This is a genomic window from Streptomyces sp. KMM 9044 (genome assembly GCF_024701375.2).
In the GTDB taxonomy this organism is placed as follows: domain Bacteria; phylum Actinomycetota; class Actinomycetes; order Streptomycetales; family Streptomycetaceae; genus Streptomyces.
Window position 1 is genome coordinate 1,882,174 of sequence record NZ_CP113910.1, and the last position, 22,099, is coordinate 1,904,272.

Here is a 22,099-nt window from a genome sequence, read left to right on the forward strand (position 1 = left end):
GTGACGGCGTGTCCGAACGACTGCTGACGACCCTATAGGGGTCGCGCGCCCGTCGCGGTACGGACTCAGATGCCGACCTTGATGCGCGTGAAGCGCTTCAGGGTGACACCGGCCTCGTCGAGAACCTTCTGGACGGACTTCTTGTTGTCCAGCGCGTAGGGCTGGCCCAGCAGCGTGGCGTCCTTGAAGAAGCCGTTGAGGCGACCTTCGACGATCTTCGGCAGGGCGGCCTCGGGCTTGCCCTCCGCGCGGGTGGTCTCCTCGGCGACGCGGCGCTCGGTCTCGACGACCTCGGCCGGCACGTCCTCCTTGGAGAGGTACTTCGGCGCGAAGGCGGCGATGTGCTGGGCGACGCCCTTGGCGACCGCGGCGCTCTCGTCGGTCTGCTTGTCGAGCTCGACGAGAACACCGATCTGCGGGGGCAGGTCGGGCATCGTGCGGTGCATGTACGCCGTCACGTAGCCGTCGGTGAACTGGGCGAAGCGGTCCAGCACGATCTTCTCGCCCAGGTTGGCGTTGGCCTCGTCGACGTACGCCTGGACGGTCTTGCCCGCCTCGATCTCGGAGGCGAGGAGCGCCTCGATGTCGGCCGGGGAGGACTTGGTGACGTGCTCGGCGATGGCGGTCGCCACCGCCTGGAACTTCTCGCCCTTGGCGACGAAGTCCGTCTCGCACTTCAGCTCGACGAGCACGCCGGAGGAGTTGTCGTCGGCGATGATCGAGACCACGGCGCCGTTCTCGGCGGAGCGGCCCTCGCGTTTGGCGACGCCCTTCTGGCCCTTGATACGGAGCGCCTCGACGGCCTTCTCGACGTTGCCCTCGGCCTCGTCCAGCGCCTTCTTGCAGTCCATCATGCCGGCGCCGGTGAGCTCCCGGAGCTTCTTGACGTCGGCGGCGGTGTAGTTCGCCATGAGTCTGTGAGTCTTCCTCGAAGTCTGGAGAATCGGAGATCTGCGGGGTCTTCGGTGCTCAGTGAGACGGAGGACCGTGACACGCCGCGCGCCTACGGGTGAACGGCGGGAGCGGACTTCATGTCACCCGCTCCCGCCGTCATCAGCCCGGACGGGCAGGTCAGGCCTGGTCGGCCTCGGCGGCCGGAGCGGCGTCGGCCGCGGGGGCCTCCTCGGCCGGCTTCTCGGCCTCGGCGGCCGGAGCCTCGGCCTCGGCGGCCGGAGCCTCGGCCTCGGCGGCCGGAGCCTCGGCCGCGGGGGCCGGAGCCTCGGCGGCCTCGGCGGGCTTCTCGGCCTCGGCGGCGGCCGGGGCCTCGTCGGCCTTCTTCTCGCCCTCGAGCAGGTCGCGCTCCCACTCGGCGAGGGGCTCGCTCGCGGCCTTCTCGCCCTTGCCCCCGGTGGCGACACCGGAGCGGGAGATGAGGCCCTCGGCGACCGCGTCGGCGATCACACGGGTGAGCAGGGTGACGGAGCGGATCGCGTCGTCGTTGCCCGGGATCTTGTAGTCGACCTCGTCGGGGTCACAGTTGGTGTCGAGGATGGCGACGACCGGGATGTTGAGCTTCCGGGCCTCGCCGACCGCGATGTGCTCCTTCTTGGTGTCCACGATCCAGACAGCGCTGGGCACCTTCTGCATCTCGCGGATACCGCCGAGGGTCTTCTCCAGCTTGGCCTTCTCACGGGAGAGGACCAGCAGTTCCTTCTTGGTGAGGCCGGAGGCGGCCACGTCCTCGAAGTCGATCTGCTCGAGCTCCTTGAGGCGCTGCAGACGCTTGTAGACGGTCGAGAAGTTGGTGAGCATGCCGCCCAGCCAGCGCTGGTTGACGTACGGCATGCCGACGCGGGTGGCCTGCTCCGCGATGGCCTCCTGCGCCTGCTTCTTCGTACCGACGAACATGACCGTGCCGCCGTGGGCGACGGTCTCCTTGACGAACTCGTAGGCGCGGTCGATGTACGACAGCGACTGGAGCAGGTCGATGATGTAGATGCCGTTGCGCTCCGTGAAGATGAAGCGCTTCATCTTCGGGTTCCAACGACGGGTCTGGTGACCGAAGTGGACGCCGCTCTCCAGCAGCTCCCGCATCGTGACGACGGCCATGGCCGTATCTCCTTGGTTTTCTCGGTTGTGCCGCGGGAGCCGGCGGCTCCCGCGCCTGACGCCCACGACGCGCCGTTGCCACGAAGGACCGAGGGGCGCTGACACCGGGAGCGGCCGTGACCGGTCCTGATGTCGGGGCGTGCGAAGTCGACCCGGTGACCCGGGTCGCCACCAGAAGTGTACGGGACCCGCGGGGCACCGGGTGACGCCGTTGTCCACAACCGGGTGACGGTCCACAGGTCCGGGCCGTGATCACGGATTCCGTGGAGGCTTTCCGGCATGCGAGTGAACCGATTCGTGCGGCGGTCCGTGAGCCGGTCCGTGCGCCGATTTCCGAGGGTGTGGGCGCGCTTGATCGTCCTGCTGGTCCTGACACCGGCGGTCCTGTCGCCCCCGCCGCCCTCATCGCCGCCGCTGCGGCTCGCGGCCTCGGCCGGGGACACCGCTCGGGCCGGTGCCGGGGGGCCGGCCGTCGGACGGGTCTGGCCCGTGGGGACACGGCCCCGGGTGCTGCGGGGCTGGGAACCGCCAAAGACCCCGTACGGGCGCGGGCACCGGGGAGTGGACCTGGCGGCGGTGCCGGGGACACCGGTGCGGGCGGTGGCAGCGGGCCGGGTCTCCTTCGCCGGCCAGGTGGCCGGCCGGGGTGTCGTCTCGGTGGAGTTGTCGGACACGGGGACACCGCCGCTGCGTACGACCTATGAGCCGGTCCGCCCGTCGGTGGAGAAGGGGGCCGAGGTGGCACCGGGCGAGGTGGTCGGAGCGGTGGCGGCGACGGAACCGGCGAGGAGTCCGCACTGCACGGCTCCCTGCCTGCACTGGGGCCTGCTCAGAGCGGACGTCTACCTCGACCCGCTCGCCCTGCTCCCGCCCTGGCTCCTGCGCGCCGGCCCGCCGAGACTCCTCCCGGTCCTCGGCCTTCCGGTACCGGAGTGACCGGCAGGGCGGGACCGGGCCGGCCGACAGGGGTTCCTGCCGCCCCGTGAATGCGCCGGGAGCAGCCGTCACGCGCCGGAGCACCGCACGTCCGGTGTCGAGGTGTCCGGGTCCAGGGCCGGGACTCCGGGCTCGTCAGGGCTGGATGCCGCGCAGGGTCATGGCGACCGCGGCTTCCGTGACCGTCTCCGGGTGTTCGGCGGCGCCGAGTTCGATGCGGCGCACCGCCGCGTCGACCACACCCTGGAGCAGCATCGCGGCGAGCCGGGGCTGGCCGTGGCCCAGTTCGCCCAGGGCCTCGACGATCATCGCGATGAGGCCGCCGTGGGCAGCGCGGATCTTCTCCCGGGCGCCCGCGTCGAGTTCGCTCGCGGAGATCGCCACCACGGCCCGGTGACGCCGGTCCCCGACCAGCTCCAGCTGCTTGCGGACGTACGCCTCGACCTTGGCTTCGGCGCCGTCGGCCGCGGCCATGGCCGTCTCCACCTCGGTCGCCCAGACCGGGAAGTCGACCTCGCACAGCTCCTCGACGACGGCCGCCCGGGACCGGAAGTACTCGTACACGGAGGAGCGCGCCAGGCCCGTGCGCTCGGCGAGGGCGGGGAAGGTCAGTGCCTCCGTACCGCCCTCGGACAGCAGGGAGCGTGCCGCGTCCAGCAGGGCGGCGCGTTGCATCGACCGGTGCTCGGCCACGGAGGCCGCTCGAATCCTTGGCACGCCACCACTTTACGGACGCACCGCGCGAGGCGGGAGTCCCCCGGCCGAAACCGCAGGTCGGACGGGCCCACCCCGGCGGAGGGCCGACGGCCGGCTCAGCCCCGGAAACCCGTCAGCTTCGCCCTGAGCTGGAGGACGGACTTGGTGTGGATCTGACTGACCCTGCTCTCGGTGACCCCCAGCACATGGCCGATCTCGGCCAGGGTGAGCCCTTCGTAGTAGTAGAGCGTGACCACGGTCTTCTCCCGCTCCGGGAGTGTGTTGATCGCCCGGGCCAGGAACCGCCGCAACTCCCGGCCCTCGGCCACTTCCACCGGGTTGTCGGCGGTGGTGTCCTCCAGGGTGTCCATCAGGCTGAGCCGGTCGCCGCCGTCCCCTCCGGCATGCAGCAACTCCTCCAGGGCGACGACGTTGGCGAGCGACAGCTGGCTGAAAACCGCGTGCAGTTCGTCCACGGCGATGCCCATCTCACCGGCGACCTCGCTCTCCGTCGGCGTACGCCTGAGCCGCGCCTCCAGTGTCGCGTACGCCCGCTCGACATTGCGTGCCTTCTGCCGCACCGAGCGCGGAATCCAGTCCAGGGCCCGCAGTTCGTCGATCATCGCGCCTCTGATGCGGGTGATCGCGTAGGTCTCGAACTTGATCTCCCGGTCCACGTCGAACTTCTCGATCGCGTCGATCAGCCCGAACACCCCGGAGGAGACGAAGTCCGCCTGGTCGACATTGGGCGGCAGACCCACGCTGACCCGGCCCGCGACATACTTCACCAGCGGCGAGTAGTGGAGGATCAACTGCTCCCGCAGCCGCTCGTCGCCCGTCGCCTTGTACGACCGCCACAGCTCGTCGAGTGTCGAGGGAGCGGGCGGTCGCACGCTGCCACCGTCACGGGCGGCTGGGGGGATCGCCGCCCGGTCGGACCCGGAGGTGTGCTGGGGCATTCGTCGCCTCGTGCCGTTCTGCAGTGGACTGGTGCTGCCTGGGTGAGCTGTCTGTGCTGCCTGCCCGTATCGCCTGCGGTTGCCGCCTGCGGGGCTTCCCTCCATGCCGTCGTTCCGTGCGGGACGCTTGTGAGCGTAGCGTGACTGCGGCGTCGCTGTGCGCGAAGAAGTGAGGTCGGGGCGGGTGCGAGCACGTCCCGCACGCCACCCCGCCGGGTGAATCCCGTCGCTCTACGTGATCACCCGGGTGCCCCAACTGACTTGCTTTCCAAGGGGGGTAGCCGTTCCCCCGGACGGCCGAACACCCTCCGTCAGGGGACACCGGAACCGTTGTCGAGCGGAATCACCGCCTGGCGTGTCAACTTCCAGCCGTCACCGTGCCGTTCGACGTACCCGAGTGCGCGCAGTTCGTACAGTCTCGCGATCGCGTCGTCCTGGGTGGTCCGTGCGTCGCGCGCGATCCCGTCGACGAGGGCCGCCCCGTGCGCGGGCAGCGCGTCGAGGACCTGGTGGACGGCGGGTCCCAGCAGGTCCCGGGGCAGTACCGGCCCACGCCGTTCCGGGGCCAGTTCGCCCATGTCCCCGACCAGTTCGACGATCTCCGCGGCATCGGTGACCAGCACCGCGCCCTGCCGCAGCAGTTCGTGCACCCCGGCCGAGCGCCCGCTGGTGGCCGGCCCCGGTACTCCCATCGTGTGACGTCCGAGGCGCCCGGCCGCCCTGGCGGTCACCAGGGAGCCGCTGCGGTGCGCGGCCTCGACGACCACGGTGCCCCGGGTGAGCGCGGCGATGACCCGGTTGCGCAGGATGAACCTGCCAGGAGTCGGGTGATCGCCGGGCGGCAGCTCGCCGACGACCAGTCCTTGTTCCGCGATCCTGGCGATCAGCCCGGTGTGTCCGCGCGGGTAGGGCCGGTCGACACCGCAGGCGAGTACGGCGACGGTGGCGCCGGCCGAGCCGAGCGCACCGCGGTGTGCGGCGCCGTCGACCCCGTAGGCACCACCGGAGACCACGACCCAGCCGCGCTCGGCGAGCTCGGCGGCGAGGGCGGCGGCCATGTGGGCGCCGTACTCGGTGCAAGCCCGGGCGCCGACGACGGCGACCGAGCGCAGCGCCCACATCCGCAGGTCGGCGGGGCCGCGCACCCACAACCCGAGAGGCCGGCCGTCTCCCAGGTCGTCGAGCTGCCGGGGCCATTCGGCCGTCCCGGGGTACACGAACCGCACCCCGGCGTTCCGTGCGACGGCGAGGTCCCGGCCCGGGTCGGTCTGCTCGGCCCGTGCCAGCAGTCCTGCCCAGCGACGGCCGCTCACCCCCGTCAGCGGCTCGGCCCTCGCCCGCAGCCGTGCCGCCACCTCCCGCGCGCCCAGCTCCCGCACCCACCGCCCACCGGACTCGTCGCCGGGTTCGAGGACCCGCGCGAGAAAAACCCGGGCGAGGAGCTCACCGTCCGCGGACCCGGCGGCGCCGCTCATGTCAGCGCCCCGATCGCCATGGGCACCCCGCGCGGGACGCCGGTACGCAGGTGCAGGGCGAGGGCGACGTCCCTGGCGTCGGGCCGGTCGCGGCCGACCAGGTCGGCGACGGTCCACGCAACCCGCAGCACCCGGTCGAGTCCACGCGCGCTGAGCACACCGCGCTCCAGGCACCGCTCGGCGTCCTCCATCGCGCCGGGAGCCGCGTGCCAGCGGTTGCGCAGGTCCCGTCCGGGGATGTCGCTGTTGGTGCGCCACGGGGTGCCCGCGAGCCGCCTCGCGGCACGCTCCCGGGCCAAGCGCACCCGGTCGGCGACCGTGGCGGTGGACTCGCCGCGGGCTCCGTCGGCAGTCAGTTCGGCACGGGTGACGCGCTCGGCCTCGACCCGCAGGTCGACCCGGTCCAGCAGCGGGCCGGACAGCCGGGCCTGGTAGCGGCGGATCGACGAGGGCGGGCACTCGCACAGGCTGTCCTTCGTCGAGAAGCGGCCGCAGGGACAGGGGTTGGCGGCGAGCAGCATGAGGAACCTCGCCGGGAAGTGCACGACGCCCGAACTGCGCGCGATGACGACGTGTCCGGCCTCCAGCGGCTGGCGCAGGGCGTCCAGGGCATGGCTGCCGAACTCGGGGGTCTCGTCCAGGAAGAGGACGCCCCGGTGCGCGAGCGACACGGCTCCGGGACGGGCGATGCCGGGGCCACCGCCGACGAGCGCCTGCATGGTGGCCGAGTGGTGCGGGGCGCAGTAGGGGGCGGTGTCGATCAGGGGCCTGTCCGGGGGCAGCAGGCCGGCCACCGAGTGCACGGCGGTGACCTCCAGGGACGCCTGCCGGTCGAGCGGCGGCAGGAGCGAGGGCAGCCGTTCCGCAAGCATGGTCTTGCCCGCCCCGGGCGGTCCCTCGAGGAACAGGTGGTGGCCGCCGGCCGCCGCCACCTCCACCCCGGTCCGGGCCGGAAGCTGGCCGACGACGTCCGCGAGGTCGTGGCCGGTGTCGCAGTGTGCCGCGCCGGCGCTGTGCACGCCGGTGGCCGCGCCGGTGCCGGGTACCCGCAGTCCGGCCAGGAGCGGGTCGGGCCGCCCTCGACCGCCGGATTCCTCCTCGGGCACCGGCTCGTCGGTGAGGACGGCGATCAGCTGGCGCAGGCTGCGGACACCCAGTACGGACACGCCCGGCACCAGCGCGGCCTCGGCGGCGGCGCACTCGGGCACCACGACCTGTTCGTATCCGGCGTCGGCCGCCGCGACGACCGCGGGCAGCGTGCCCCGGACAGGCCGTACCCTGCCGTCCAGGCCCAGCTCGCCGATCATCACGAGGTCGGCGAGCACCCGCGGGTCGATCCGCTCGGCGGCACCCAGGACTGCGCTGGCGACGGCCAGGTCGAAGCCGCTGCCGGCCTTCGGCACCGACGCCGGGCTGAGCCCCACGGTGAGTTTCTTCTGGGGCCATTCCGCCCCGGAGTTGACGACCGCGGCCCTGACCCGGTCGCGGCTCTCCGTCAGGCTCTTGTCCGGCAGCCCCACCAGTGTGAACGCCGACACTCCCGGTTCGAGGTCGGCCTGGACCTCCACGACCACGCCCTCGACGCCGACCAGCGCCACCGAGCACGTACGGGCGAACCCCATCTCAGGCCACCCCCCGGACATGCTCGACCCGGGGCGCGCCACGCTCCGGCAGCAGGACGCCGACCAGGTCGATGCGGACGCCGCCGGGCGGTGCTCCCCCGTGTTCCTGGAGCCAGCGTTGCGCCAGGCCCCGCAGACGGGCCGCCTTGACGGGGGTGACCGCCTCCATGGGGTGCTGGAAGGACCCGGCCCTGCGGGTCTTGACCTCGCAGACGACGAGGGCGTCGCCGTCCCTGGCCACGATGTCGATCTCGCCGGTCCTGCCGCAGCGCCAGTTGCGCTCCAGGACCGTCATTCCGGCCTGCGCCAGCCGCCGCGCGGCCAGCGCCTCGCCGTACCTGCCGAGTGCCCTGCGTGCCTGCTGTCGTGGGTTCATGTCGGCACCACCTCCGGCACCCACCGTCACCCAGCCGGTCATCCGAGGTGGATCTTGGTGGACAACCCGGCGGTTGTGGAGAACTCCGTCACCCGCTCGGGAGCTCCAGGTCGCTCTTGTTGAGCTCCTCGATGTTCACGTCCTTGAATGTCAGGACGCGTACCTGCTTCACGAACCTGGCCGGCCGGTACATGTCCCAGACCCAGGCATCCGCCATGGACACCTCGAAGAACACCTCGCCCTGGACCGAGTGCACCTGCATCTCGTAGTCGTTGGTCAGATAGAAGCGGCGCTCGGTCTCGATCACGTATTTGAACAGACCGACGACGTCGCGGTACTCCCGGTAGAGCTTCAGCTCCATCTCGGTCTCGTACTTCTCGAGGTCCTCGGCGCTCATGGCATGTTCCCCTTCACCTGTGCGATCCCACCATTGTGCGCCAGTCCAAGGGCCCCGTATCCGGACCGGCCCGCCGGACGCCCCCGGGGCCCGCATCCAGGTCCCGCCCTAGACGGTCTCGGTGTCCAGGGTGACGGGCCCGGCCGGGGGGCCCTCGTCGAGCAGGGTGCGCAGCAGCTCGGCGAGTCTCGTCGGGTACACCGTCTCACGGGCCCGAGCCAGTTCCGGGCACGTCCACCAGCGTGCTCCGGTGACGCTGCGCCGCTCGAGCTCGGTCAGTGCCGTGTCCCCGGTGACCCTTCCGGTGGTGCGAGCGAGGTAGTACCACTCGTCCTGGTCCCAGCGGCGGCCCGCGAACGGGAAGGAGCACGTCCGCCGCCACAGCACGGGCCCGAGCTCCACCTCCGTGATGCCGGTCTCCTCGGCGAGCTCCCGCAGCGCCGCCTGTTCACGGCTCTCGTCGCCCTCCACCCCACCGCCGGGCGTGAACCACCAGTCGTCGGCGGGGTCGTCCGGTTCATGCCCGTGCAGCAGCAGGATGCGGTTCCTCGGGTCGAGCAGGACGACACGGGCGACCCTGCGCAGCCCGCCCCCGCAGGAGTTCCCGGGGGCGTGGGCCGTCTCAGCGGACACCGCTCGCCTCCGCTCCCGCGTCCGCACGACGGGCCCGGGACGCGCCTGCCCGCGCGGCGAGCGGGCCGTACGCGGCCCCGCCGAGGATGAGCACGGCACCGCCGATGGCCAGGGCGACGACCGTCGGCAGCGGCCCCGGTGAAGAGAGTTCGCCGAGCTCCCCGAAGCCGGTCGGAGCCTGCAGCATGCCGTCCATCGGCCAGACCACCGCGTCGACCCGGGCCTCGACCGCTTCGCGGGAGACGGTGCCGTTCGCGGTGTCGGTGAGATGGGAGGTCGAGTCCAGGGAGCCGCTGCGCTCGTCACCGAGCAGGAACAGCCGGCCCTTCGGCACGGCCACCTCCGGGAAGGCACTGAGCCCGGCCGCCTCGTCCGCGGAGAGATACGGCTCGTCGATCTCCGTACCGTTGACCCTCAGCCTGCCGTCCTGCCCGGTGGAGACGATGTCCCCGCCGACGGCGACCACCCGCTTGACGAGCGGTACGTCCGCCCAGCCCTCGTCCTCGAAGACCACGACGTCGCCGCGGCGGACGTCACCGCCGTCGACGCGCTGGGCCAGTACCCGGTCCCCGGCACCGATCGCCGGCGCCATCGAGGGGGTGGGCACGGTGTACGGCAGATACACCAGCGCTGCCCAGACGAACCCGCCGAGGAACAGCGCCAGGCCCAGCGCCACGGCCAGTGAGGACAGTCGCTGCCCGGTCCGGCTTCCCGCCGGGCCCCGGCCCGCACCGCCGCCGCGAGAAGCCGTACGTGTCGTGCTCTGCCCACTCATGGGCGGCACCCTACCCGGCAGTACCGGAGCGGGTCAGCCCCTCCTTCGGGCGACCGCCCCGCCGGCCCCCGCAGCGCTCAGGCCTCGGGCCCGTCCTCCCGGCGGCGGTCCCGCCCGCGCCGCCACAGCACCAGCGGCACCGCGCCCACGAGCGCGAGCCCCTGGGGTGCCACCGTCAGCGCCGCGGATGCCTGCGTGCCCAGCGCCGGCTGGGCGAAGGCGTCCGGGACCTCGAGCATGTCCCAGCGGCCGACCGGCCAGGCGATGACGACGGCACGGCCGACGACCTCACTCACCGGAACCATGCCGTCGTTCTTGTCGGCCCGGTTGTAACGCGAGTCCCGGGAGTTCTGCCGGTGGTCGCCCATGACCCAGATCTTGCCGTCGGGAACCTCGACCTTGAACTGGCCGCCCTGGTCGTCCTGGCTGCACGGGGTGTTGCCCGGATAGACGTAGTCCGCCTCGTTCAGGGCGACGCCGTTGACCCTCAGCGGGCCGGTGCCCTTGCACTCGACGACGTCACCGCCGACCCCGATGACCCGCTTGATCAGGTCCTTCTCCTCGGCGGACGGCATCAGGCCGATCCAGCTGAGGAACGTCTGCAACACGTTGGGTTCGGGCGTGGGCTCGCCCGCCAGCCAGTTGTCCGGGTCGTGGAAGACCACGACCTCGCCGCGCTCGGGCTCGGAGCCGAACCAGGGGGTGAGCTTGTCGACCAGAACGCGGTCCCCCTGCTGAAGGGTGTTCTGCATCGAGTCCGACGGAATGGAGAACGCCTGCAGCAGGAACGTCTTGATCAGCAGCGCCAGAACCAGGGCGATACCGACCAGGATGGGCAGCTCCTTCCAGAAGGAGCGTGGCTTCTTCTGTTCGCGGGGCGGCTCGTCCGGCCCCCGGCCACCGCGCTCCGACCGGTCGTCCGCCACTCTTCCCTCTCCTGCCGCCGGGGAATCACTCCCGGAGGTCACGGCGCCGTCCTCGACCGGGACGTAGGGTTCCGCGGGGCGCCCGCGGTGCTCCTCGCCGTCGGCTCCGGACCGTGCGCCAACCGCCACATCCCCCACGCCAGCTCCTTACTCTGTGCCGCTGCCTGCCCCATACACGGCGCAGGCCCACCACTCCCATAACGAGCGGGAGTTCCGCAGGGCTCGGGAGCTGAATCATTCCGTTCGAATCATCCGGGGCAACCCTATGCGACAGCCGGGCGGCAGCGGTCGACCCGGTCGTCGAGTCCGACACGGAGGCGTAGGTCGTCGGTTCGTCCAGCGTGTTCCAGTGACCGAACGGCCAGGCGATGACCACGGCCCGGCCCACCACCTGTTCCTCGGAGACGGTGCCGCCGTAGTCGGTGTCCTGGTGGGCGCGGGAGTCGGCGGAGTTGGACCGGTGGTCGCCCATCACCCACAGGCGTCCCTGGGGCACGGTGACGTCGAACGGCGTGGTGGACGGGGTGTTCCCGGGGAACAGGTAGTCACTCTCCTCCAGGGGCACCCCGTTGACGGTGACCCGCCCCTGCGTGTCACAGCACCGGACCTGGTCACCGCCGACCCCCACGACCCGCTTGATGAGGTCCTTCTCGTTCTCCGAGGGCAGCAGGCCGATGAAGGTGAGCCCGGTCTTGACCTGCTTGATGCCGACCGGGTCCTCCTTCTGGGGGGTGGGCTGCTCGTCCTGCAGCCAGCCGCCGGGGTCCTTGAAGACGACGACGTCCCCGCGCTGCGGCTTGGAGCCGAACCACGGGGTCAGCTTGTCCACCAGGACACGGTCGCCGACCTGGATGGTCTGTTCCATGGAGCCGGACGGGATCACGAAGGCCTGGACGAGGAACGTCTTCAGCACCAGCGCTATCAGGAGGGCGACTCCGACGAGCAGCGGTATCTCCTTGACCGCGCCCTGCCTGCGGCGCCGTTTGACCTTCCGCTGGAGCTTGCGCCGGTCGGCCCGGCTGCGGCCGCTCGTCGCGCTCACCGCGCGGCGCACGCCGGTGGGCAGCAGGTTGTCCGTGGCGCTCGCCGGGACGCCGCGGGGTTTGCCGCGGTTACCCATGGGCTCCCTCCCCCGGGTTCGCCGCGTCCGGCTGCGCCGTCGGCTCCCGGGCCGGCACGCGCGCGTAGGCGTCGGGGCGGTGCAACCGGGTGGCGCGGCCGAAGGGCTGGACGATCCAGTCGGCGCGGCCGATCACCCTGCTCACCGGGATCATGCCGCCACCAGGCGAACCGAGACGGTCACGGGAGTCGCTGGAGGCTCTGCGGTGATCACCGAGGACGAACAGGCGTCCCTCGGGGACGACGAGGTCGAAGGGCACCGTGGAGGCGCTCTCGCCGGGGAACAGGAATCCCGACTCGTCGACCGCCCGGCCGTTCACCCGGATCCTCCCCTCCATGTCGCAGCAGACCACGTGGTCCCCACCCACCCCGGCAACGCGCTTGATGTAGTCGGCGTCCCCGAAGTACCCGGTGCCGTCGAACACGACCACGTCGCCACGCTGCGGTCCGGCACCGAAACGGTATGCCAACTTGAGTACGAGAACGCGGTCTCCGGCCCTCAACAAGGGCTCCATCGATCCGCTGGGGATCTGGAACGGCCGGGCCACGAAGGTGCCGAGTGCCAGCAGGAGCAGCAGTACGAGGAGCGGGGCCGCGGTGGTCCGCCCCCCGGGAAACCGTCCCGCGAGGTGCCCTGCCAACGAGGAACGCGACCGGCCCTCCGGGCCCGGGGCCCCCGAGGTGTCCTCGGGTCCGACCGGGTGGGAGGAGCGGTCGCGCTCCGTCGGCTGTGCTTCGGTGTCCATCGAGGCCAGATGTTATCCGGCCCCGCGCTCACCTCGGGAAAGCGCTCAGTTCTCGCGCTTCTCCTTGATCTTCGCGGCCTTGCCGCGCAGCTCACGCAGGTAGTACAGCTTGGCGCGGCGGACGTCGCCCCTGGTGACGAGCTCGATCTTCTCGACGATCGGGGTGTGCACCGGGAAGGTGCGCTCGACGCCGACGGAGAAGGAGACCTTGCGGACCGTGAAGGTCTCGCGCACGCCGGCACCCTGGCGGCGGATCACGACGCCCTTGAACTGCTGCACACGGGAGCGGCTGCCCTCGATGACGCGCACGTGGACGTTGACGGTGTCGCCGGGGCGGAAGCCCGGGACGTCGTCGCGCAGCGACGCGGAGTCGACGGAGTCGAGCAGGTGAGACATTTCGTCTGCTTTCTTCGCTGATGCCGCAGGTCATCAGCGGCGATAGAAGTTCGGATCGGGGTGTGCGGTTCGAAGCGGGCGTCATGTCCCCCTGCGGCAGGGGCGCACGCCGGACGACGCACAACAGCGGCCTATTGTTCCACGCCGCCGGTCCTGCGCCAAAATCTGCCGTACGGCTCCCCTGCCCGGTCCGGCTCCCAGCCCAGGATGGAGAGCATCTCACGGTCCTTCTTGTCGAAGGCCTCGGGCTCGCAGCGCTCTATGAGGTCGGGCCGGTTGGCCGTGGTGCGCCTCAGTGCCTCGTCGCGCCGCCAGCGGGCGATCTTCCCGTGGTGGCCGCTGAGCAGCACTTCGGGGATGCCCCGGCCGCGCCAGACCGGTGGCTTGGTGTGGACGGGGCCTTCCAGGAGGTTGGTCATGGTGCCCGGGGCGAAGGAGTCGTCCCGGTGTGACTCGGCGTTGCCCAGGACGCCGGGCAGCAGCCGGGCCACGGCCTCGGTGACGACGAGGACGGCCGCCTCACCGCCGGCCAGGACGTAGTCGCCGATGGACACCTCGTGCACCGGCATGCGGGTCGCGTACTCGTCGACGACGCGCCGGTCGATTCCCTCGTAGCGGGCCGGTGCGAAGATCAGCCAGGGGCGTTCGGAGAGGCGGACGGCGAGTTCCTGGGTGAAGGGGCGGCCGCTGGGGGTGGGGACGATCAGGGCGGGCGCGTGCGCGCCGGTCTCGTAGCCGTCCGCCAGGATCTCGTCGAGCGCCTCGCCCCACGGCTCGGTCTTCATGACCATGCCGGGGCCACCGCCGTACGGGGTGTCGTCGACGGTGTTGTGCCGGTCACGGGTCCAGGAACGGAGGTCGTGCACCTGGACGTCCAGCTGTCCACGCGCACGCGCCTTGCCGACGAGGGAGACGTTCAGCGGTTCGAGGTACTCGGGGAAGATGGTGACGACATCGAGCCGCATCACGCCTCGTCCCGTGAGGAGGCGCCGTGTCCGTCGGCGGCTTCGTCGCGGGTGTCCCGGTCGTCGATGAGACCCGGCGGCGGGTCGATGACCGCGCGCTGTTCCCCGAGGTCGATCCCGGTGACGATCTGCTCCACGAACGGCACGAGCACCTCGCTGCCGTCGGGCCGCTCCACCACGAAGAGGTCCTGCGTCGGCAGGTGGGAGATCTCGGTGATCCGGCCCACCGGCTGTCCGTCCCGGGTGACGACGTCGAGGTCGATCAGCTGGTGGTCGTAGTACTCGTCCTCGTCCTCGGGCCGCTCGTCCGGGTCGACCTCGGCGATGAGGAGGGTGTGGCGCAGCGCTTCGGCACCGGTGCGGTCACGGACGCCCTCGAAGCGCAGCAGGAGCCGGCCGCTGTGCACCCGGCCCGTCTCGATGGTGAGCGGTCCGACGGAGGCCGGATCGGTGGCCAGGACGGCACCGGGCCCGAGCCTCAGCTCCGGCTCGTCGGTGCGGACCTCCACGGTGACCTCGCCCTTGATGCCGTGGGCACGGCCGATGCGAGCGACTACCAGCTGCACTGTGCTTGTTCTCCTGTCGTACGGCGACGGGCCGGGGACGGCCCTCAGGCCCTCCCCGGCCCGAGCCGGTTGCGCTGAGCGTCAGCGGACGTGGTCCACGTCGACGAGGTCGACCCGGACACCTCGGCCGCCGATGGCGCCCACGACGGTGCGCAGGGCGCGCGCGGTGCGGCCGTTGCGGCCGATCACCTTGCCGAGGTCGTCCGGGTGGACCCGGACCTCGAGCACACGCCCGCGGCGCAGGTCGCGCGAGGCGACCTGCACATCGTCGGGATGGTCGACGATGCCCTTCACGAGGTGCTCGAGAGCGTCCTCGAGCATGCTCAGGCCTCGGTCGACGCAGACGAAGAGGACTCGGCCGGGGCCTCGTCCTTCTTCTCAGCCTTCTTCTTCTGGGTGATGGCCTCACCCTTGCCCTCGTCCTCGCCGCCGAGCGCCTCGAACGACGGGCGGGCGGACTTCTCGGCCTGCTGCAGCAGCGGAGCCGGGGCGGGCTCGCCCCTGAACTTCTGCCAGTCACCGGTCTTCTTCAGAATGGCGAGCACGGGCTCGGTCGGCTGGGCGCCGACACCGAGCCAGTACGCCACACGCTCACCGTCGACCTCGATCACCGACGGGTTGTACGTCGGGTGGTACTTGCCGATCTCCTCGATGGCCCGGCCGTCACGGCGGGTACGGGAGTCGGCGACGACGATGCGGTAGTGGGGCGAACGGATCTTGCCCAGACGCTTCAGCTTGATCTTGACTGCCACGGGAGTGGGTTCTCCTGGATTTTGACGTGATGGGGCACGGCGGGACGGCCGCGTGGGGTTGCGGTACCCGAGTGCCCGATGGACGCGTCAGCCGGAGGAGAGAGGGTTCCTGTGCGACTGTCGAGTACAGCTGGCCATTGTGCCACATCCCACGGGGCGCCCGGGACCTCGGGGGCACTGCAGGTTGTCACACCGGGTGCCGGCGAGGCGGCACGGCTGCCATGGATGCGCGCGCATGGACGGCATCCACGCGCCTGACGTGCGTCCGGCACCCACGAGATGCCGGGTTGCTGTCAGCTCGCGGCCGCGGCCACCCCCTCGGGGATCCGGAACGGCTTGCCGCAGCCGCCGCAGACGATGGGGGCCTGCGCCAGGACCGACGGGACGACGCGCACATTGCGGCCGCAGTCGCAGACGGCCTTGACCCGCACACCACCGCCGGACGAGCCGTGCCGTGCCGCCGGACCACGGAAGCTGCGGGCGGTGTCGCCCGCGGTCGCGGCGGAGTGCGCCTTCAGGGCTCGCTGGAGGCGCTCGGTCGTCGGACGGTAGCGGCGCTTCGCCTCCGGCGTGAGGGAGACCAGCGAGAAACCGCTGCTGGGATGCGGCTCGTCGGGGTGGTCCAGGCCCAGTTCCTCTGCGATCGCGAGGAATCTGCGGTTGTGGTAGCGGCCGGCGCGGGAAGTGTCGCGTACACCGCGTGCGGCGGCGACGCCATGGACTGCCTCGTGCAGCAGTCGCTCGAAGGAGAGCTCGTGACCGCACGCGGACGACGACTCCCCGATCAGGGACTCGGGCGCGGCAAGATCGGGCAGCTCGGGGTGGTACCGCTGAATATCGGCCCACGCCTGCGCCAGTTCTGCGGCGAGTACAGGTGGTGTCTGTGTCGTGCTCACGTAATGACAACGAGCCTGGGTGCCCCTGTGTTCCGATTCCGGGGCATCCCAAATAATTTGCCCTTACCCGTCAGTATGCGCTCATGCGTCCCGACGAGGGCGGGTGCGCTGATCTGCGGAGAAGCCGCGCAGCTCACCTCAAGGTGGTGCGTAGGCCGACGTATGCGACCCCCCGGCCCGGCGCGTACGCGGCGTCCGCGCGCCGGCGCTCCCGTGGCCCCGAATACACAAGGGGCGTTTCGGCCGCCCTCGTGACGGAGCGGCCCCGGTTCCCCGGGCGAGTACCACGGTCGCGACGTTACCCCCTTCGCCGCCGGCATCCGACACCGGCCCACCCTCCATCGCCGCCGCCTGCTCCGAACCCGTCCACGATCACCGTTTTGCGGACCTTGGCCGGAACCACCCCGTCTCCCCCGGATTACCGGAATGTGAATTCTTGCCACTGGCACGAGCGCCTCCCAGACCGCCGCCCCTTTCCACTGGACACCCGGGCGAGGGCGGAGTTTCCTGGTATGACGGGGGTGGTACGAGCGCGCCGCGCGGGGGCGAGGCGATCGATCGGGCGGCGCGGGAACTCTCGGCTGATCGGAGCGCTTACCTATGACACCCACGCTCGTGCGGCAGCACCTTCCTCGCACGGGGCACGGCCCTCGCGTGGACCGGCAGGCGTGCGCGTGACTGGTCCGAGATACAGGAAAGGATGCTCGTACCGCTCTACGAGGCCGTCTACGAGCGATGGGACGTGGGCTCCGGGACACGGCTGCTCGGCCTCGGCTGCGGTGCGGGGCTCGCCCTGCTGAGGGCGGCCTCCCGGGGCGCCTCGGTCACCGGCGTCGACACCTCGCCGGACCGGCTGGCCCTCGCACGCGAGCGACTGCTGTCCGCCGGGCGGGACGCACATACGCGCGCGGACGCCCGGATCGTGAACGGCTCCCCCGGGGACACGGCCGGCACGGGCACGGCGGGCGGGGGCGGCCCCGCCTACACCGTGGTGACCGCCTTCGAACCGATTGGATGCCTGGCGGGCGACACGGACGGGCTGAGCGGACAGCTCGCCGAGGTGGTTCCGCTCGCCGGTCACGGAGCGGCCGTGGTGCTCGCCGGCTGGGGCCCGCCGGAGCGCTGCGCCACGGCGTCCGTGCTCCGGGTGGCCACCCGGCTGGCGGAGCCACTGCACGGTACGGGCACCTGGCGCCCCGCGCACCGCGACGACCTGGAGGACGTCGCCCGGCGGGCGGGCCTGAGGCCGGACGGCTCGGGGCGGGTGGCCTGCCCCTTCGGATACGCCGACGTGGACAGCGCCGTACGGGGCCTGCTGTCGACCGGGCTGTTCGACCCGGCGGTCACGGCGACGGACCGGGTACAGGTGGACAGGGAACTCACCGAGGCACTGCATCCGTACGAGCGGCAGGACAGGACCGTGTGGATGCCGAACGTCTTCCGGTACCTGATCGCCCCCCTGACCCACGGCTCCGCTCACCCGACGCCGACACGGGACGGGGGCGCCCCCGGCAAGGGAGGCCCCCGTGACACAGCCGGCCGAACGGATCGAACCGCTCGTCAGCCCATGAACTTCTTGAACTCGTCCGGCAGTTCGAAGTCCTTGCCGCCCTGCTGCGGCAGCCCGAAGGCGTTGCTCCCCCCGGCCGCTGCGGCACGGCGCTGGGCCTCCTCTTCCTCCTGCTGCTTGCGCTTCATCGGGTTGCCGGAGCGCTGCTTGCCCTTGGCCTGCTTCTGCTTCTTCTTCGTCCGGCCGGGACCGCCGCCCGTGCCAGGCGTCCCGGGCATCCCCGGCATGCCACCGCCCTGGGCCATGCGGGACATCATCTTGCGGGCCTCGAAGAACCGCTCCACAAGGGACTTCACCGCGCTGACCTCGACGCCGGAGCCCTTGGCGATACGGGCGCGGCGGGAGCCGTTGATGATCGAGGCGTCCTGGCGCTCGGCCGGGGTCATCGACTTGATGATCGCGGCCGTACGGTCGACGTCCCGCTCGTCGAGGTTGTTGATCTGGTCCTTGATCTGCCCCATGCCGGGCAGCATGCCGAGCAGCTTGGAGATGCTGCCCATCTTCCTGACCTGCTCCATCTGGGCCAGGAAGTCGTCCAGGGTGAAGTCCTGGCCCTTCTTCGACGCCAGCTTGGAGGCCATCTTCTCGGCCTCGTCCTGGCTGAACGTCTTCTCCGCCTGCTCGATCAGGGTGAGCAGGTCACCCATGTCGAGGATGCGGGAGGCCATCCGGTCGGGGTGGAAGGCGTCGAACTCGTCGAGCTTCTCACCGTTCGACGCGAACATGATCGGCTTGCCGGTCACCGAGGCGATCGACAGGGCCGCACCACCGCGGGCGTCACCGTCCAGCTTGGAGAGCACCACACCGTCGAAGCCGACGCCGTCACGGAAGGCTTCGGCGGTGTTGACGGCGTCCTGGCCGATCATCGCGTCGACGACGAACAGGATTTCATCAGGATGAACGACGTCCCTGATGTCCGCGGCCTGCCGCATCATCTCCTGGTCGATGCCCAGGCGGCCGGCGGTGTCCACGACGACGATGTCGTGGACCTTGGACCTGGCGAACTCGATGGAGTCCCTGGCGACCTCGACCGGGTCACCGACGCCGTTGCCCGGCTCGGGCGCGTAGACGGCGACGCCGGCGCGCTCGGCGACGACGCTGAGCTGGTTGACGGCGTTGGGGCGCTGGAGGTCACAGGCGACCAGGAGCGGCGAGTGGCCCTGTTCCTTGAGCCAGTGGCCGAGCTTGCCCGCGAGGGTGGTCTTGCCGGCACCCTGCAGACCGGCGAGCATGATCACGGTCGGCGGCTGCTTGGCGAACCGCAGACGACGGGTCTCGCCGCCGAGAATAGAGGTCAGTTCGTCATTGACGATCTTGACGAACTGTTGTGCGGGGTTGAGGGCCTTGGAGACCTCGGCGCCGAGCGCCCGCTCCTTGACGCTCCTGATGAACGCCCGGACGACCGGCAGGGCCACGTCCGCCTCGAGGAGGGCGATACGGATGTCGCGCGCCGTGGCGTCGATGTCCGCTTCGCTCAGCCGGCCTTTTCCGCGGAGGTTTTTGAAGGTCAGGCTGAGGCGGTCGGAGAGAGTATCGAACACGGCGGCGTCGGTCCTCGGAGTCGGGGGCGGAGCTGGGCTGCCCTCCAGGGTATCCGGCCCGGCAAGCAAATCGCCCCCGCCCGCTGCAGTCAGTGGACGAGGACGGATTCCCGTGTCGGCGGGGAGCAGTCGGACACACTCTCCGAACGGTCGTCGGTCGCCGGATCACCCCCGCGTCAGCGGGGAGCGCATCCGGTGAACGCGTGACACGGCCGAAAGGTCACGCCCGCAAAATCTCCTCCAGCTTCCCCGCGAGCGCTTCCGCCTCTCCACCCGGCAATGGCACACCCAGCGCTTGCGTCACGTAGAAGGCGTCGACCGCGTTCGCACCCAGCGTGCTCGCATGCGCGCTCCGCACCCGCACCCCCGCGTCCTCCAGTGCCCGCCCGATCCGGAACAGCAGCCCCGGTGCGTCCTGCGCGCGGACCTCGATCACCGTGGCCAGGCGGGACGCGGTCGGGGCGACCGTCACCCGGGCCGGGGGCGGGACCACACCCCGGCGGCGCGGGTAGGCGGCGTCGCGTTCGGCGAGGCGGCCGGCGATGTTCAGGGTGCCGTCCAGGGCGCGGACGAGGTCGGCGCGCAGGCGGGTGGCCTGGGGCAGCGAGCCGTACTCTGCGGCGACCCGCCAGTCGAGCAGCAGGACGGAGCCCTCGACGCCCTCCGGCAGGTCGAGGGTGCGCAGTTCGGCGGTGCGGACGGTCAGACGGTGCAGCGCCAGCACCCCGGCGACCGCGGGGAGCACGCCCGCCTGGTCGGGTACGGCGATCAGCAGCTCCACGCCGAGGGGTTCCGGCTCGCCCGCCCGCTCCGGTCCTGCCGGTGTTTCCGTTGACGGCCCGGCCGGCGGTTCGGTCTGGGCGCGCAGGGACAGTACCGGGCCGCCGGTGGCGACCGCCTCCAGGGCGAGCCGTTCCTGTTCGGCGGTGGGTGCGGCGGTCCCGGGTTCTTCCAGCGGTTCCCCGGCGAAAAGCGCCGAGACGCGTCTGACCAGGTCGGCGACGAGTGAGGCGCGCCAGGACGACCAGGCCGCCGGTCCGGTGGCCAGCGCGTCCGCCTCGGTCAGGGCGTGCAGCAGTTCCAGGGTGCCCTGGGTGCCGACCGCGTCGGCGACCGCGCGCACCGTGGCCGGGTCGTCGAGGTCGCGGCGGGTTGCCGTCTCGACGAGCAGCAGGTGGTGGCGTACGAGGGTGGCGAGGACGCCCGCGTCGGCGCGGTCGAAGCCGATCCGCGCGGCCATGTCCGAGGCGATGGTCTCGCCGGCCACGGAGTGGTCGCCGGGCCAGCCCTTGCCGATGTCGTGCAGCAGCGCGGCGACCAGGAGCAGGTCGGGGCGGTGCACGCGCCGGGTGAAGGCGGAGGCGCGGACCGCCGTTTCGATGAGGTGCCGGTCGACGGTCCACAGGTGCACGGCGTTGCGCTGCGGGCGGCAGCGGACCCGCTCCCAGTCCGGCAGCAGCCGTGTGATCAGGCCTTCCGCCTCCAGTGCTTCCCAGACGTCGACGGTGGGGCGGCCGGAGCCGAGCAGGGTCACCAGCTGTTCGCGGGCCTCGGCGGGCCAGGGGGTGGGCAGCGGATGCACGGTGGCGGCGAGGCGCCGGACGGCGTGGAGCGACAGCGGGAGCCCCGCCTGTGCTGCGGCGGCCGCGGCTCGCAGGGGGAGCCCGGGGTCGCGTTCGGGACGGGCGGCGCGGGCGAGGACCGCCTCGCCGTCCTGCTCGACGACGCCCTCGGCGAGCGGCGAGCGCTCGGCGTTCTGCTTTCCGCCGCCGAGCATGGCGCGCAGCCGCGGTCGCACGGCCCGGGAGCGCAGGACCCGGCCGACTTCGCGCCAGGTGACGTCGCCGGCGTACGCGATGCCCCGGGCGGCCTCGTACACCTGACGCAGCAGGGTGTCGGCGTCGAGCAGGCCGAGTTCGTCGGCGACCTGGTCCTGTTCCTGGAGGGCGAGCCGGTCGGTGGCGCGGCCGGTCGTCAGATGCAGTGCGTCCCGTACGTCGAGGAGCCGGCGGCGGGCGTCGGCGAGGCCTTCGCGCGGGGCGTCGGCGAGCCAGGAGGCGGCGACGGCGCGGAGGACGGTGGCGTCGCGCAGCCCGCCGCGGGCCTCCTTGAGGTCGGGTTCCAGGAGGTACTGCAGCTCACCGTGGCGTTCGGCGCGTTCGGCGCAGAGTTCCTGGAGTTCGGGGAGGCGTTGGGGTGCCTGGTTGCGCCAGTCGGCCAGGAGGGTGGTGCGCAGGGCGGCGGTGAGGCCGAGGTCTCCGGCGATGTGCCGGGCGTCCAGGAGGCCCAGCTGGACCCTGAGGTCCTCGCCGGCGGTGCGGCGGGCCTCGGCCGGGGTGCGTACGGAGTGGTCGAGGGCGATGCCGAGGTCCCAGACGGGGTACCAGAGCCGGTCGGCGAGGGCGGCGACGGCCTTGGGGTCGCTGCCGTCGTGCAGCAGGAGCAGGTCGAGGTCGCTGCGCGGGGACAGTTCGCCGCGCCCGTAGCCGCCGACCGCGATCAGGGAGGCACCGCGCAGTTGTCCGGTGCCCGCGGTGAACAGCGCGGTGAGCCAGTCGTCCGTGAGCCGGGCGAGGGCGGCACGGCGCGGCGGCCCGGACTGCGTCCCCTCGGTGAGGAGGCGCAGCCGGGCCGCCGCGTAGCCGCTGGGTCCCGAGTCCTGTGTCTCGTTGTGCGTGTCGGTGCTCGTCACCCGGCGACTCCT

The 22,099-nt window shown here is 71.7% G+C and carries 22 protein-coding genes and 1 pseudogene; 2 read left to right on the forward strand and 21 right to left on the reverse strand.

The genetic code is table 11. The annotated features are described in order from the left end of the window. Positions 1-65 precede the first annotated feature (65 nt). Together tsf and rpsB are read right to left on the reverse strand one after the other, a co-directional pair. Positions 66-911, reverse strand: coding sequence for a translation elongation factor Ts (tsf, locus tag HUV60_RS08415; RefSeq protein WP_257848000.1), 846 nt, complete (start codon positions 909-911; stop codon positions 66-68). A gap of 160 nt (positions 912-1,071) precedes the next feature. Continuing rightward, entirely contained in the window at positions 1,072-2,049 is a 978-nt protein-coding gene (rpsB, locus tag HUV60_RS08420) for a 30S ribosomal protein S2 (RefSeq protein WP_257847999.1), read from the reverse strand. A 354-nt stretch (positions 2,050-2,403) separates the two neighbouring features. On the opposite strand from rpsB, the gene HUV60_RS08425 reads away from it, so the two are divergent. Beyond that, entirely contained in the window at positions 2,404-2,985 is a 582-nt protein-coding gene (locus HUV60_RS08425) for a M23 family metallopeptidase (protein ID WP_257850125.1), read from the forward strand. 135 nt (positions 2,986-3,120) lie between these two features. Here HUV60_RS08425 and HUV60_RS08430 read toward each other — a convergent pair whose 3' ends face one another. The 17 genes from HUV60_RS08430 to HUV60_RS08510 all read right to left on the reverse strand — a co-directional run bounded on the left by HUV60_RS08430 (position 3,121) and on the right by HUV60_RS08510 (position 16,284). After that, the gene (locus HUV60_RS08430; protein WP_257850124.1) at positions 3,121-3,678 is read right to left on the reverse strand and encodes a TetR/AcrR family transcriptional regulator; all 558 of its coding nucleotides are present in this window, start codon (positions 3,676-3,678) and stop codon (positions 3,121-3,123) included. 119 nt (positions 3,679-3,797) lie between these two features. After that, complete coding sequence (gene whiG / locus HUV60_RS08435; protein WP_257847998.1) at positions 3,798-4,640, reverse strand: RNA polymerase sigma factor WhiG; 843 nt, start codon at positions 4,638-4,640, stop codon at positions 3,798-3,800. A 311-nt stretch (positions 4,641-4,951) separates the two neighbouring features. Next, positions 4,952-6,115 (reverse strand): DNA-processing protein DprA, encoded by a 1,164-nt coding sequence (dprA, locus tag HUV60_RS08440; protein WP_257847997.1) that lies wholly within the window; start codon positions 6,113-6,115, stop codon positions 4,952-4,954. Then, positions 6,112-7,737 carry a YifB family Mg chelatase-like AAA ATPase gene (locus tag HUV60_RS08445; protein WP_257847996.1) on the reverse strand — a complete coding sequence of 542 codons (1,626 nt, stop codon included), beginning with the start codon at positions 7,735-7,737 and terminating at the stop codon, positions 6,112-6,114. The genes dprA and HUV60_RS08445 overlap by 4 nt, the downstream gene beginning before the upstream one ends. A 1-nt stretch (position 7,738) precedes the next feature. Further along, positions 7,739-8,143 (reverse strand): YraN family protein, encoded by a 405-nt coding sequence (locus tag HUV60_RS08450; RefSeq protein ID WP_257850123.1) that lies wholly within the window; start codon positions 8,141-8,143, stop codon positions 7,739-7,741. Positions 8,144-8,201: 58 nt separating this feature from the next. Continuing rightward, a complete protein-coding gene (locus HUV60_RS08455; protein ID WP_003993268.1) occupies positions 8,202-8,510 on the reverse strand; it encodes a DUF2469 domain-containing protein in 309 nt (102 codons plus the stop codon). A gap of 108 nt (positions 8,511-8,618) precedes the next feature. Further along, a complete protein-coding gene (locus HUV60_RS08460; protein ID WP_257847995.1) occupies positions 8,619-9,143 on the reverse strand; it encodes an NUDIX hydrolase in 525 nt (174 codons plus the stop codon). Then, on the reverse strand, positions 9,133-9,918 hold the full coding sequence (gene lepB, locus HUV60_RS08465; RefSeq protein ID WP_257847994.1) for a signal peptidase I: 786 nt from the start codon (positions 9,916-9,918) through the stop codon (positions 9,133-9,135). Before lepB (HUV60_RS08465) ends, HUV60_RS08460 begins: the two co-directional genes overlap by 11 nt. A 77-nt stretch (positions 9,919-9,995) precedes the next feature. Next, the gene (gene lepB, locus HUV60_RS08470) at positions 9,996-10,982 is read right to left on the reverse strand and encodes a signal peptidase I (RefSeq protein WP_257847993.1); all 987 of its coding nucleotides are present in this window, start codon (positions 10,980-10,982) and stop codon (positions 9,996-9,998) included. Then, entirely contained in the window at positions 10,870-11,964 is a 1,095-nt protein-coding gene (gene lepB / locus HUV60_RS08475; protein WP_257847992.1) for a signal peptidase I, read from the reverse strand. The genes lepB (HUV60_RS08470) and lepB (HUV60_RS08475) overlap by 113 nt, the downstream gene beginning before the upstream one ends. Next, positions 11,957-12,709, reverse strand: a complete 753-nt coding sequence (gene lepB, locus HUV60_RS08480) for a signal peptidase I (protein ID WP_257847991.1) — start codon at positions 12,707-12,709, stop codon at positions 11,957-11,959. Before lepB (HUV60_RS08480) ends, lepB (HUV60_RS08475) begins: the two co-directional genes overlap by 8 nt. A gap of 45 nt (positions 12,710-12,754) precedes the next feature. After that, the gene (gene rplS / locus HUV60_RS08485; RefSeq protein WP_042168098.1) at positions 12,755-13,105 is read right to left on the reverse strand and encodes a 50S ribosomal protein L19; all 351 of its coding nucleotides are present in this window, start codon (positions 13,103-13,105) and stop codon (positions 12,755-12,757) included. A 131-nt stretch (positions 13,106-13,236) separates the two neighbouring features. Then, the gene (gene trmD / locus HUV60_RS08490) at positions 13,237-14,070 is read right to left on the reverse strand and encodes a tRNA (guanosine(37)-N1)-methyltransferase TrmD (RefSeq protein WP_257847990.1); all 834 of its coding nucleotides are present in this window, start codon (positions 14,068-14,070) and stop codon (positions 13,237-13,239) included. Continuing rightward, complete coding sequence (gene rimM, locus HUV60_RS08495) at positions 14,070-14,636, reverse strand: ribosome maturation factor RimM (RefSeq protein ID WP_257847989.1); 567 nt, start codon at positions 14,634-14,636, stop codon at positions 14,070-14,072. The genes trmD and rimM overlap by 1 nt, the downstream gene beginning before the upstream one ends. An 81-nt stretch (positions 14,637-14,717) precedes the next feature. Continuing rightward, entirely contained in the window at positions 14,718-14,957 is a 240-nt protein-coding gene (locus tag HUV60_RS08500; RefSeq protein WP_042168092.1) for an RNA-binding protein, read from the reverse strand. 2 nt (positions 14,958-14,959) lie between these two features. Beyond that, complete coding sequence (gene rpsP / locus HUV60_RS08505; protein ID WP_257847988.1) at positions 14,960-15,388, reverse strand: 30S ribosomal protein S16; 429 nt, start codon at positions 15,386-15,388, stop codon at positions 14,960-14,962. Positions 15,389-15,681: 293 nt separating this feature from the next. Continuing rightward, positions 15,682-16,284 carry a hypothetical protein gene (locus HUV60_RS08510; protein WP_257847987.1) on the reverse strand — a complete coding sequence of 201 codons (603 nt, stop codon included), beginning with the start codon at positions 16,282-16,284 and terminating at the stop codon, positions 15,682-15,684. Between the two features lie 600 nt (positions 16,285-16,884). Here HUV60_RS08510 and HUV60_RS08515 point away from each other — a divergent pair. After that, positions 16,885-17,740: pseudogene (locus tag HUV60_RS08515) on the forward strand (methyltransferase); the annotation flags it as partial. Positions 17,741-17,844: 104 nt separating this feature from the next. On the opposite strand, the gene ffh reads toward HUV60_RS08515, so the two are convergent. Beyond that, positions 17,845-19,395, reverse strand: a complete 1,551-nt coding sequence (gene ffh, locus HUV60_RS08520) for a signal recognition particle protein (RefSeq protein WP_257847986.1) — start codon at positions 19,393-19,395, stop codon at positions 17,845-17,847. Between the two features lie 220 nt (positions 19,396-19,615). Further along, a complete protein-coding gene (locus tag HUV60_RS08525) occupies positions 19,616-22,087 on the reverse strand; it encodes a [protein-PII] uridylyltransferase (protein ID WP_257847985.1) in 2,472 nt (823 codons plus the stop codon). Positions 22,088-22,099 lie beyond the last annotated feature (12 nt).